The sequence below is a fragment of the Nitrosospira multiformis genome (genome assembly GCF_900103165.1).
Lineage (GTDB): Bacteria > Pseudomonadota > Gammaproteobacteria > Burkholderiales > Nitrosomonadaceae > Nitrosospira > Nitrosospira multiformis_D.
The window spans coordinates 504,188-515,445 of the sequence record NZ_FNKY01000001.1 but is presented as its reverse complement, the minus strand read 5'-3'; the positions used below and the strand labels follow the sequence as shown (position 1 = coordinate 515,445).

The 11,258-nt window shown below is 53.1% G+C and carries 12 protein-coding genes; 4 read left to right on the top strand and 8 right to left on the bottom strand.

The features are described from left to right. The first annotated feature begins 133 nt into the window (after window positions 1-133). A complete protein-coding gene (locus BLR00_RS02380) occupies window positions 134-391 on the top strand; it encodes a CopG family ribbon-helix-helix protein (protein ID WP_176759924.1) in 258 nt (85 codons plus the stop codon). Between the two features lie 615 nt (window positions 392-1,006). On the opposite strand, the gene trbK is transcribed toward BLR00_RS02380, so the two are convergent. The 3 genes from trbK to BLR00_RS02365 all read right to left on the bottom strand — a co-directional run bounded on the left by trbK (window position 1,007) and on the right by BLR00_RS02365 (window position 2,521). Then, complete coding sequence (gene trbK / locus BLR00_RS02375) at window positions 1,007-1,204, bottom strand: entry exclusion lipoprotein TrbK (protein ID WP_074630636.1); 198 nt, start codon at window positions 1,202-1,204, stop codon at window positions 1,007-1,009. 228 nt (window positions 1,205-1,432) lie between these two features. Further along, window positions 1,433-1,912 (bottom strand): hypothetical protein, encoded by a 480-nt coding sequence (locus tag BLR00_RS02370; protein WP_256324028.1) that lies wholly within the window; start codon window positions 1,910-1,912, stop codon window positions 1,433-1,435. Between the two features lie 129 nt (window positions 1,913-2,041). Further along, window positions 2,042-2,521, bottom strand: a complete 480-nt coding sequence (locus BLR00_RS02365; protein ID WP_074630635.1) for a hypothetical protein — start codon at window positions 2,519-2,521, stop codon at window positions 2,042-2,044. Between the two features lie 249 nt (window positions 2,522-2,770). Between BLR00_RS02365 and BLR00_RS02360 the strand changes: the two genes are divergently transcribed. Continuing rightward, window positions 2,771-2,953, top strand: a complete 183-nt coding sequence (locus BLR00_RS02360; protein ID WP_074630634.1) for a hypothetical protein — start codon at window positions 2,771-2,773, stop codon at window positions 2,951-2,953. Between the two features lie 114 nt (window positions 2,954-3,067). Here the strand turns inward: BLR00_RS02360 and BLR00_RS02355 are convergent, their stop codons facing one another. Together BLR00_RS02355 and BLR00_RS02350 are read right to left on the bottom strand one after the other, a co-directional pair. After that, window positions 3,068-4,516: an SEL1-like repeat protein gene (locus BLR00_RS02355; protein WP_256324027.1), complete on the bottom strand. Its 1,449-nt coding sequence runs from the start codon at window positions 4,514-4,516 to the stop codon at window positions 3,068-3,070. 388 nt (window positions 4,517-4,904) lie between these two features. Then, the gene (locus BLR00_RS02350; protein WP_074630633.1) at window positions 4,905-5,384 is read right to left on the bottom strand and encodes a hypothetical protein; all 480 of its coding nucleotides are present in this window, start codon (window positions 5,382-5,384) and stop codon (window positions 4,905-4,907) included. A 142-nt stretch (window positions 5,385-5,526) separates the two neighbouring features. On the opposite strand from BLR00_RS02350, the gene BLR00_RS02345 reads away from it, so the two are divergent. Together BLR00_RS02345 and BLR00_RS02340 are read left to right on the top strand one after the other, a co-directional pair. Beyond that, window positions 5,527-6,288 carry a polyamine aminopropyltransferase gene (locus BLR00_RS02345; protein WP_074630632.1) on the top strand — a complete coding sequence of 254 codons (762 nt, stop codon included), beginning with the start codon at window positions 5,527-5,529 and terminating at the stop codon, window positions 6,286-6,288. 161 nt (window positions 6,289-6,449) lie between these two features. Then, window positions 6,450-6,638 (top strand): DUF3460 family protein, encoded by a 189-nt coding sequence (locus BLR00_RS02340; RefSeq protein ID WP_074630631.1) that lies wholly within the window; start codon window positions 6,450-6,452, stop codon window positions 6,636-6,638. A 16-nt stretch (window positions 6,639-6,654) separates the two neighbouring features. Here the strand turns inward: BLR00_RS02340 and BLR00_RS02335 are convergent, their stop codons facing one another. The 3 genes from BLR00_RS02335 to BLR00_RS02325 form a co-directional block, all read right to left on the bottom strand. Further along, a complete protein-coding gene (locus BLR00_RS02335) occupies window positions 6,655-7,854 on the bottom strand; it encodes an acetyl-CoA C-acyltransferase (protein WP_074630630.1) in 1,200 nt (399 codons plus the stop codon). Between the two features lie 232 nt (window positions 7,855-8,086). Next, on the bottom strand, window positions 8,087-10,627 hold the full coding sequence (locus BLR00_RS02330; protein WP_074630629.1) for a 3-hydroxyacyl-CoA dehydrogenase/enoyl-CoA hydratase family protein: 2,541 nt from the start codon (window positions 10,625-10,627) through the stop codon (window positions 8,087-8,089). Between the two features lie 201 nt (window positions 10,628-10,828). Further along, the gene (locus BLR00_RS02325) at window positions 10,829-11,245 is read right to left on the bottom strand and encodes an acyl-CoA thioesterase (protein ID WP_074630628.1); all 417 of its coding nucleotides are present in this window, start codon (window positions 11,243-11,245) and stop codon (window positions 10,829-10,831) included. Window positions 11,246-11,258: the final 13 nt, after the last annotated feature.

Below are 11,258 nucleotides of genomic sequence, written 5' to 3'. Positions count from 1 at the left end.
AACAATTCGTATCAATGAGTCTGATCTCATCGAAACACTCCAGAATGCAAAGTATGCCAGAATGTTACATTGTGTGTGCATTGAGTAATACTTTAAGCATATTATGAACCAGCCCATTGTGAGGAAGCATACCGTGGCGCATTCTCGTTATCATCGATTCGCGATCACCGTACCCGAACGGATGGCAGCGCAGATCGATGATATATGCGAGATCGAGGGACGGAGCCGTTCGGAGTTTTTCCGTGAAGCGGTAAGAATTTACCTTGCCTCGAGATCGCGCGAACCACAATTTCTTATGCCGACAAGCGAAGAGGAGCGCAAAGACAATCCGTTCCACACGTTTGCCGAATGGGATTCGGAAGCAGACAGCATCTATGACACGCTCCGCTAAACCACGATTTCAGCCGTGGGATGTGCTTGTCTCCTTCCCCTATACGGAAAGCAACTAAACTAAAGTATGTCCCGCGTTGATCGTTTCGACCGAGATATTGAGCACGAAGACCGGAAAGTATTTCCTGTCAATGATTACGAGCGCACAGCGCGCACGGTCATATGGAGATGTCCTGATTAGCGATCTGAAATTCGCCGGGTTACCGGGGCGAGTCCATCATTCGTCCGAGCAAAATCGCAACATTCGAGGAGACTTTGTTTGTTCGGCGCATTGGCACTTTATCGACCAAAGACTGGAAGAGAACATCCACGCAATCGTGTGAGTTTTTGTGTATTGAAGAGAAAAGATAGCTCAGTCTGACCCTATCGAAACACTCTATCGAAACATGCGACGCGCAAATTCAAATTGAACCTTAGTGGGACATGGCGAGGCAAGTGCCCCTCCATGTCCCGCTAAATATTTGGTTGTCGCAATACATCACTTCTTGCTGCGGAAGGAAATGTCTCGATCATCCCAATTGTGCCATGATCAGTCATCGACCGGCAAACAACTCAGAATTGGATCAATTCCTGTCCGGTGATAACAACTGTACTTAACTCGAGATTATCCCGCGCTTTATTTTTTTTCTGCCAGCGCCTGGCATTTATCAATGAATGCTTGCCGCGCAGCTTCATTGTCAAAAGTTGGAAGGATCGCCTGCATTCCTCCGCCAGAACAATTCGTTGGATTTATTTCAGGAGCTCCGTCGCCACCACCACAACCAGTCAAAGCGGTACTAAGGGCAATAATAAATACAATATGCTTAAAACTCATTAAATTCTTCCTCTTTAAAAATCATTAATATGGCACGGATTCAAGTCCGAAGTACAACAACGAGTGGTTGCTTGGCGAGCTTACCGGCACCCCGAAGGATACCTCATAAGGAGTTATAAATTCCAGCACTTTGCGTGGCCGGCGGTTGAATCGCTCTACACCACTTCCGCCAATCATCTATACGCAGAGCTATGGCATCCGAATGGATGGATAGCAAATCAATGAGGCTCAACCAGTTTCTTTACAACTCCTCACATCCTCAGTAACCGTTTTCCCATCCTTGAGCACAATGGTTTGCCTGATGGTTTTGCATTCTCCATTCTGCTGCGTCGGCGGTGTCGATGGAACAACCTCGGCCTTGCCCGTCAAGCCATTATCCGGATTGCTGAAGGTCTGGGTTTGCCCCGTATTGAATGCCGTTTGGGACGCCTGGGCCATTCTTTGTTTATCTTCTTCTCCAAGATAGCCCGCGATGTAGGCGCCGACATAGTAGCCCGCGAGGCTCCCGGCCACGGCGCCCGCGATACGGCCCGCCGTGCCGCCACCGAGATACTGGCTAAGATAGCTTCCCCCGAGGGAGCCCGTGATGCTGCCAATCACACCGCCTACACGCCTCGCATCCCCTGTTTGACATGCCGGCAGAAGGGTGATCAGCGCGATTATCATCAACCACCTGGTCCATGCGTTAGCGTTTAATGCGTGGTTCATGATATTTCCTTCCCAAAAGTGTTTCCAGAACCAGGAGAACATCGAATATATTTGGTACAGCCGATGTGGAATCGAGTAAGAAAACGGACGACCGCCGCCGATATCAGCGCTGGCGTCGGCTCACATACCTCACTGCGGATTTTTACAGCTTTTTACATCCTCAGTAACCGTTTTTCCGTCTTTGAGCACAATGGTTTGCCGGATCATCTTGCAGTCATCGTCCTGCTGCGCGGTTTGTGTCGAGGGGACAACTTCGGCCTTGCCTTTCAAGCCGGTATCGGGATTGCTGAATGTCTGCGTCTGACCGGTATTGAAGGCCGTCTGTGATGCCTGGGCCATCTTTTGTTTATCCTCTTCTCCAAGATAGCCTCCAAGGCCGGCACCTACGTAATAACCGGCAAGACCTCCCGCAACAGCCCCTGCGATGCGGCCTGCCGTACCCCCACCCAGATAGCTGGCAAGATAGCCTCCTCCAATGGAACCGGCAATGCTGCCAATCAGGCCGCCCGCCCGTTTGGTATCCGCGGTTTGACATGCCGGCAGGAGCATGACCAGAGCAATTATTGTCAAACGCTTGATCCATGCGCTAGAGCTTGATACGTAGCTCATGATATTTCTCTCCAAAGTCTTTCCGGAAATGGGACAACTCACGGAATTGGTAACGCCGATGTGAAGTACTTGGCGGGAAATCACGCATGATCCCGTTTCCCTGCCTGCGGAGGCCTGTTGAGCATTATTAACGAAAATGGCTGCTTTCGGATGACATAGTTGACAGCCTTCTATTCCACGGGGTAAATTTCACGCTCGAAAACGGATCGCCTTTTCACCCGTTTACCGCAATGACAGGCGTGGCAGACAATGAGAATAAAAAGAGTAATTTGTACGGGGTTGCTATTGGTTGTGCTTCCAATGCTCTCCGGCTGCTGGTACCTGGTCGCCGGCGGAGCTGGCGCCTATGGTGGCTACAAGATGAAAGAGAAAGGCTACACGCTACGCAACCCCGTCGCCAAGGAGCAGAGTAGTACGCAACCATCCAAATAGGACGTTGTCTTGCTTCGCGGTATATGCCGGCCAGCCATGTGCCCGCATCCCCTTATTTTTCCCCTCACCCACCTTGGGAAAAATCCCATATCTTGATCAACCAACAGATGCGCATTATTTCTGGTGCGCCTGTTTCCATTCGTCGGCTTGTTTTCGCGCTTCGGCAATCTGTTCCGGCGTCATGAGTTTCGCCATAACCTCACTATTCAATTTCGCATCCTCATAGCCCGTCGCGCCGGCAACATCGAACCATTTCTCCGCCTCGACGAAGTCCTGCTTCACACCATTGCCTTTGTAGTACAACACACCCAGGTTGGTCTGCGCGCCGGGATGTCCCTGTTCGGCCGCCTTGCGATACCAGCCCAGGGCTTGCTCGTAATCCTGCGCAACACCCGAACCGTTGTCATACTTCACGCCCAGGCTGTATTGAGCCCGGGCATATCCCTGCTCAGCCGCCTTGCGATACCAGGCCAGGGCTTCCTGTTCGTCCTTGTTAATCCCGCGGCCGTCATCGTATCGCACACCCAGGTTGTACTGCGCATCCGCATCCCCCTGTTCGGCGGCTTTGCTATACCAGGATGCGGCTTTATGGTCGTCCTGCGTTACCCCCTTGCCTGTGGCATACATGACACCGAGATTAAACTGGGCGGGGGCATACCCTTGCTCCGCCGCCCTGCGATACCAGGATAGGGCCTCTTTGTCGTTCTGTGCTACCCCCCGGCCTCTGGCGTACAGGACGGCAAGCTTGAATTGAGCCCGAGTGCTTTCCTGCTCAGCGGCTTTGAGATACCAGAATGCGGCTTGCCGCTCGTCCTGTGTAGTACCCTGTCCTTTCGCGTATGCCAGCCCCAGATTGTATTGAGCATCGGGATTGCCTTGCTCGGCCGCCTTTCTATACCAGGAAACGGCCTCCCGGTCATTCTGCGCGACCCCGCGACCTTTCGCATACAGAACGCCAAGCGCATATTGCGCATCCGCAAAGCCCTGCTCAGCAGCTTTGAGATACCAAGATGCGGCTTGCTGGTCGTCCTGCGCTACCCCCTGGCCCTTGAGGTACATGAAGCCCAGAATGGATTGCGCGGGGGCGTGCCCCACCTCCGCGGCCCTGAGATACCAAGTCATGGCCTGTTCATAGTCCTGCGCAACCCCCTGGCCTTTGGCGTACATGACACCCAGATTGTATAGCGCAACAGGATAGTTCTTTTCAGCGGCCTTGAGATACCAGGCCATGGCCTGCTGATAGTCCTGCGTGACACCCTGGCCTTTGAGGTGCATGTAACCTAGAATGGATTGCGCCGGCGCATCTCCCTGATCCGCCGCCTTGCGGTACCAGACCACTGCCTGCCGGTAATCCTGCGGAACGCCCCGGCCTTTGGCGTACATGACACCCAGATTGAATTGCGCGTCCGTATTTCCCTGTTCGGCGGCCTTTCTGAAAGGTTCCACCGCTTTAGCGTAGTCTTTGCTGAGAACAAACTTCATCCCATCTTCAAAGTCTCCGGCAAAAACCCGGGGTGCCAGCAACACCAGTAATAGTCCCGCTATCGGTAACAACCGCGCCATTTACTCACCATTATCGATTCAAGCCCTGTACCGCTTATCCTTTTGCTCCGTTGCCAAAAACCTGAACTGCGCCCGAGAAGCTTGGTAAACAGGCTGCGCGCAAGTATTCCGAACATCGTCATTCTATCGCGGCAAACAAGCGGAAATTATCATGCCACACGTCATGCCGGGGATATTTTTTCCGTGTTTTAGTGAATGAACGAAGAGAATCAGGGGTCCCACAGTCTCACCGAAGGGCAAGATGCACGTGAGGCGAGTGCTTTCCCCTGGCAACTTAACACCGGATGTATGCACAGGTTAAAGGAAGTTGCCTGGTTTTCGGGGAGTCTCTGAGCAAACCCCTGTTTTTCCCGGCATACCGCTCCACAGCAGACTTATTCAGAGATACTCAAGAAGACGAGGATGAGCAAGCTTTCAAATTCTCCCATGCTATGCTGCCTTCGTATTCATCCCCTCTCAGTGTAGCGCGCACCGATTCGTCGTCGGTTCTTTTGATCATTAAAAGGAACGAATAATTGGGGCCTGTGTAAGGACTTCCCACATAGTTGCGAACTTTTGGCACCGGTTCCGCATAAATCCCCACCGCATCGGGGTTCGTCGGCAAGGTACGCGCATACATGCCCGGTAATGTGCCAAGCGAATAGGCATAAACTTCGGTCGCGTCGATGTCCGGATATCGTCGCACCTCGTATCCCAGGCCGCTGATTACCCACCGGGTATCCGATCGCAGCTTGTTTATCACGCAACTGGCAAGGGAGGCGTGATTTCCCGTGAATTTGTCCGCATAAATTTGAGGCTTGTGTTTGAAAATGCCGAAACCCGCGCATGCTGATAAAAGCAGGGCTAAAATTACGATTAACTTATTCATGGTTTACCTTTTTTAACCTGAATTGCTGCATCGGTTCGCTGTTTTTTGAGGAGCATGGCGATGCCCAATTGTAGCCGGTGACAGGTTTAATAGTAGCCGAATTGTGACGACAGCGCAGGCATAATCTCAAGGATTCAGACTCGTGCATGGATTTCCCAAACGGCGCATCCTTACTCAGGATGAGTCGAATATCCAATTGAGTGAGCAGGACGGCATACGTGCGCTCCATCTGGGTAACAGCATGGTGCAAAGCGCCATGAGGCTGGCTGCTCCCAATGATCTGGAGCTGATCTATACTCGATGCATGATGGGATTCATGCTGTTTCATCCCAATCCTGAAAATATTCTGATGATTGGCTTGGGAGGAGGGTCGCTGGCGAAATTCGTCTATCATCGGTTGCCGCGGACGAAAACAACCGTGATCGAAATTAATCCACAAATTGTTGCGATGGCGCGCAATTATTTTTTTGTGCCGGATGATGATGAGCGTCTGCAAGTGATCATTGCGGAAGGGGAAGGATACGTCGCCAGCCATCCTGCCAGCGCGGATGTGCTGATGATTGACGGCTTCGACGATGGCTGTCAGGTTTCCTCGCTTTGCAGCCAGGATTTCTACAATCGTGCCCGTGAGACATTGAAGAAGAAGGGTATGCTGGTGGTGAATCTGCTCAGCAGGGATAAGGGGCTTCAGGAATATCTGAGACGCATCGAGAACAGTTTCGATGGTCACGTTATAGTCATGACGGCGGAGGCGCGTGGTAATCTGATCGCCTTTGCTTTCAAGCAGAATCCCGCCAAACCGGCATGGGAAGAATTAAGGGAACGCGCAAAAAAACTTGAAACAGAGTTTGCGTTGCCTTTTCAGGAGTATGTCAAGAAACTGCGAAGGGGCAAGATTGTGTGAATCATGCTTTCAGGCGGATTTCAGCATGGCCTCACCCAGGTTTCCTTCTGTGATGGGTTACGCTACGCTTTACCCATCCTACATAAGCTGGTACAGTTCCAAGGTTGCAAGCACCTAACAATGAACAACGGGCAAGAACAAAGATAGAGGGAACCAGGGCTATGGCAAAACTGTACGAATCCGACCACACTAAATTCATGCGCGAATTGTTCGAGCAAAACCCGCAATTGGCGGAAGATCAGAAGGAAGCGCGCGCAATCTGGTGGGACAAGAATCTGGATAGAGATGAACGCAAGCGCTTCAAGGAATCGGCCGTGCCGCAGAAGGCCTATGTCTATTTTGGAAAATAGCGACGTATATTAAAAATCAGAGCGCCTCGAACACTCCCGCAGCGCCCATCCCGGTTCCGACGCACATTGTGACCATACCGTACTTCTGATTGTGCCGGCGCAGGCCATGCAGCAATGTGGCGACGCGGATGGCGCCGGTGGCGCCCAATGGATGACCCAGCGCAATTGCGCCCCCTAGCGGATTGACCTTGGCACGATCCAGCCCCAGATCGTTTATGACCGCAAGACTCTGGGCGGCGAACGCTTCGTTCAATTCGATCCAGTCGAGATCGTCCTGACTCAAACCAATCTGTTTCAGCACCTTGGGTATCGCCTTGATCGGGCCAATGCCCATGATCTCCGGCGGTACGCCGGCAACCGCAAATCCCATGAAACGTCCAATCGGGGTGAGATTGAAGCGCTTCAATGCCGCTTCGCTTGCCACGATTACGGCTCCCGCACCATCGGACATCTGCGAGCTATTGCCCGCCGTTACCGAGCCACCCGCGGCAAATACCGGTCTCAGGGTAGCCAGCGTTTGCGGGTTGGTGCCGGGACGCGGGCCTTCATCGGTATCGCGGATGGTGGATACGTTACGGACCTCATGCGTGACGAGATCAGGTAGCTTTTCTTCCACCGGATAAGGTGCGATCTCCTGCCTGAATTCACCCATTTTGATAGCTTCAAGCGCCCGAGCATGGCTTGTTACCGCAAATTCATCCTGTGCTTCGCGGCTGACTTGCCACCGTTGTGCAACTTTTTCCCCGGTTATGCCCATGCCGTAAGCAATGGCGACATTCTCATTCCGTGCAAATATCGCCGGGTCCAACGACATCTTGTTACCCGTCATCGGCACCATGCTCATGCTTTCGGTGCCGGCGCCGATCATCACATCGGCCTCCCCCAGGCGGATGCGGTCGGCCGCGATCGCCACCGCCTGCAATCCCGATGCGCAAAAGCGATTGATCGTCATGCCCGGTACACTATCCGGGAGTCCGGCCAATAAAAGCCCGATACGTGCCACATTCATGCCCTGTTCCGCCTCCGGCATGGCGCAACCGGCAATCACGTCCTCAATGGCGGCCGGATCGAGCCCTTCACATTGCGCCATCGCAGCTTTCAATACATGTGCCAGCATGTCGTCCGGTCGCACTGTTTTGAACATTCCGCGCGGCGCTTTTCCTACCGGAGTGCGTACGGCAGCAACGATATAAGCGTCCTGAATTTGTTTGCTCATGGCAGTTCTCCTTCGCTAATTCACACTAGGAACGATTGTGAGTTAGACATGCTTCGATTTATAAAATCATCCTAAACCCTGTAGCGGACTCACCCGGAAGATGATCCTCAAATAACACAGGAAATCTTTATGAATCATAGAACTAAACTCATAAATGAGCGATCAACTACCGGATTTAGGATCATCTGATTAGTGGATATATTTGTGTTCAGGAAATACTTTTCAATAGCCGCTAATTCCTCAGCGGTTTTCCCGTCTTCAGCGTATGCTCCACGCGTGCTTGTGTCTTCTCGGTGGCCAGCAGCTCTATAAACGCGGCCCGTTCCAGTTCCAGAAACCAGTTTTCATCGACCAGGCTGCCGGGTGTCAGCTCACCCCCGCACATGACATGAGCGATTTTGCAGCCGATCAGGTAATCGTGTTCGGAAATGAAATTGCCTTCCAGCATGTTAACAAGCATGCCTTTGATGGTGGCGATGCCGGTTGAACCTGCCACGGAAATATTGCGGGTTCTCAGCGGAGGACGATAACCTGCTTCAGCCAACGCGAGCGCCTGCGTCTTGGCGACGTAAAGCAATTCGAACCGGTTCATCACCACCTGGTCGGCGTAGCGCAGATATCCCAATTCCTTCGCATTCTCAGCACTTTTTCCCAGTTGCGCGGTTGCGACGCTTTGGAAATAGTTTTTCAGCAGCGGAAAAGGATCACCATCTTTTGCATTCTGTGATGCCCGCAGAGCGAGCTCTTTGCAGCCGCCCCCGGCCGGCAATAACCCCACACCGGCCTCCACCAGGCCAATATAGCTTTCCATTGTGGCTACCGCACGGTCGCAGTGCATCACAAATTCGCAGCCGCCTCCCAAGGCGAGCCCATCCACCGCGGCTACTGTGGGAATCGTCGAGTATCTGAGATCTTGCGAAGTCTGCTGGAATTGCGCCACCATTGCTTCCACTTCCGCCAGTTTTCCGGCCATCAAGGCATCAGCAAGATTGAGACTGCGTGCCGCTTTGAGCACTGCGGACTGCGCAGTTTTCCTCAGCTTTTTCGCCAGTACGCTCAGGGTGGAGGGTGGCTCGCCACTTTTCAGGCGCTCGGTGGCCTTTTGCAAATTGGCGCCCGCCGAAAATGGCGGCTCCGTTTGCCAGATTACCAGTGCGCGCCAGTTGCGCTCCGCTTCATCGATGCTCTCTTGCACCCCATCCAGCACATCGCTGCCGATGGTGTGCATCTTGCTCTTGAAGCTGAGAATGGCGATTCCGTCATCGCCAGCGCCGCCAGCACTGTCAACGGTATGCCACATTCGTACTGAATCTGTCTCGAATATGGTTTTGCCGTATTGCACTTCCTCGCTCAGGAGCCGGTCCGGAAACAATTGCCGCCGATACACTGCTAATTCTGAACGCGGGCGGAAGATATTCGTGGCCGGCGCATAGGAACCATGCGTCCTGTGTACACCCTGTATACTCGAATTGATGGTCTGATTCACACCTTGGCCCATTTCCTGGACCCAGTCAGGCAGCGGCGCTGCGCTCATGCTCTTGCCCGCGGCGATATCCTCATTGATCCACCCTGTAATCTCGTTCCATCCTGCTGCCTGCCAGATTTCAAACGGTCCCTGATTCCAGCCGAATCCCCAGCGCATGGCGAAATCAAGATCGCGCGCATTGTCGGCGATTTCGGCGAGATGGACAGCGCAATAGTGAAACAGGTCACGAAACAGGGCCCACAGGAATTGCGCCTGAGGATCAGGGTTTGTTCGCAGCGCGGCAAACTTATCCGCGGAATTTTTACGTTTGAACAATTCCTTTATGCTGTCGTCGGCCGTTGCTGCGGAAATACGGTATTTCTGTGTGGCGAGATCGAGCACTTGGATTTCCTTGCCCACTTTCTGATATATCCCGCGTTTGGTTTTCTGTCCGAGCGCGCCGCTGTTTATCAAGGCTTGCAGCCAGTCGGGCACGGCATAGTAGGAGCGCCACGGATCGTTCGGCAGCGTGTCGCGCATGGTTTCGATCACGTGGGCGAGGATATCCAGTCCCACCACATCGCCGGTGCGGAAGGTCGCGCTTTTGGGACGTCCGATCAGCGGGCCGGTCAAAGCATCCACCAGGTCAAATCCAAGGCCGAATTCGCTGGCATGATGCATGGTGGCGAGCGTGGAAAATACCCCTATGCGATTGGCAATGAAATTAGGGGTGTCCTTTGCGCGAATCACCCCCTTGCCCAGATAAGTGACCAGAAATTTTTCCAGATCATCAAGCATCGCGGCGTTGCTTTCTTCGCAGGCGATCAACTCCACCAGGTGCATGTAGCGCGGCGGATTGAAAAAATGGATGCCGCAAAAACGGTGACGCAGGTTCTCGGGGAATGCCTGTGCCAACCGGTTGATGGAAAGCCCGGACGTGTTGCTGGCAAAAATGGTGTGTTCGCCGAGGTGTGGCGCGATTTTCTTGTACAGCTCGGTTTTCCAGTCCATGCGCTCGGCGATGGCTTCGATCACGATATCGCAATCCCGAAGCCATTCAAGATGCTGGCCGTAGTTGGCGGGCTGGATAAAGGCTGCCCTGGCGGAGACGGATAGCGGTGCGGGTTCTTGTTTCTGCAGATTCCCCACCGCTTTGGTCACATTGGCGTTGGGGTCTCCTTGCTCAGCAGGAAGCTCAAACAACAGCGTTTCCACATTGGCATTAATCAGATGCGCCGCGATCTGCGCGCCCATCACCCCGGCTCCCAGAACAGCGGCCTTGCGTACGACGAATTTACCGTTAGTCAATTTCGCCTCCAGTTTGATTCATTTTTTACATCAGGCAAAAATCCAGATTTCGTCACAATACCTTGTTGCTCCCCGATTGCCAAACTCGAATGCTTCCTGCATAGGATATATGCTGTGTAGATATTTTTTGTAAGCGCTACCAGTTGGCTAATGAGTTGGTTAATGAGCTTGTATATAACTTTGAATTTTTTGAGGGACCTGTCATTCCTGTGGAACAACTCGTGGTCTTCGATTCTCATCCACTGCTACATAAGTCAAAACCGCCTCCGTGACCTTGATGCATATTTCGTCGCTACCTTGACGCAGCCCGCGCTGGGCATAGACTGCAACATCCACCGTGATGGAAGTGCGCCCGATCTTGACGATGCTGGCATAAAAGCTCACCACATCGCCGACGAATACCGGCTGCTTGAAAACAAATGAATTTACCGCCACCGTGGCTACGCGTCCGCGGGCGCGACGGATTGCCGGTAGACTGCCCGCAATGTCCACCTGTGCCATGATCCAGCCGCCGAATACGTCGCCCGCATAGTTGGTGTCGGTGGGCATTGGCACCAGACGCAGAATAGGGTCGCGGCCTTCCGGCAGCGGGGTGTGGATTTCCGGGCTATGACTCATCTTTGTCCTGTCA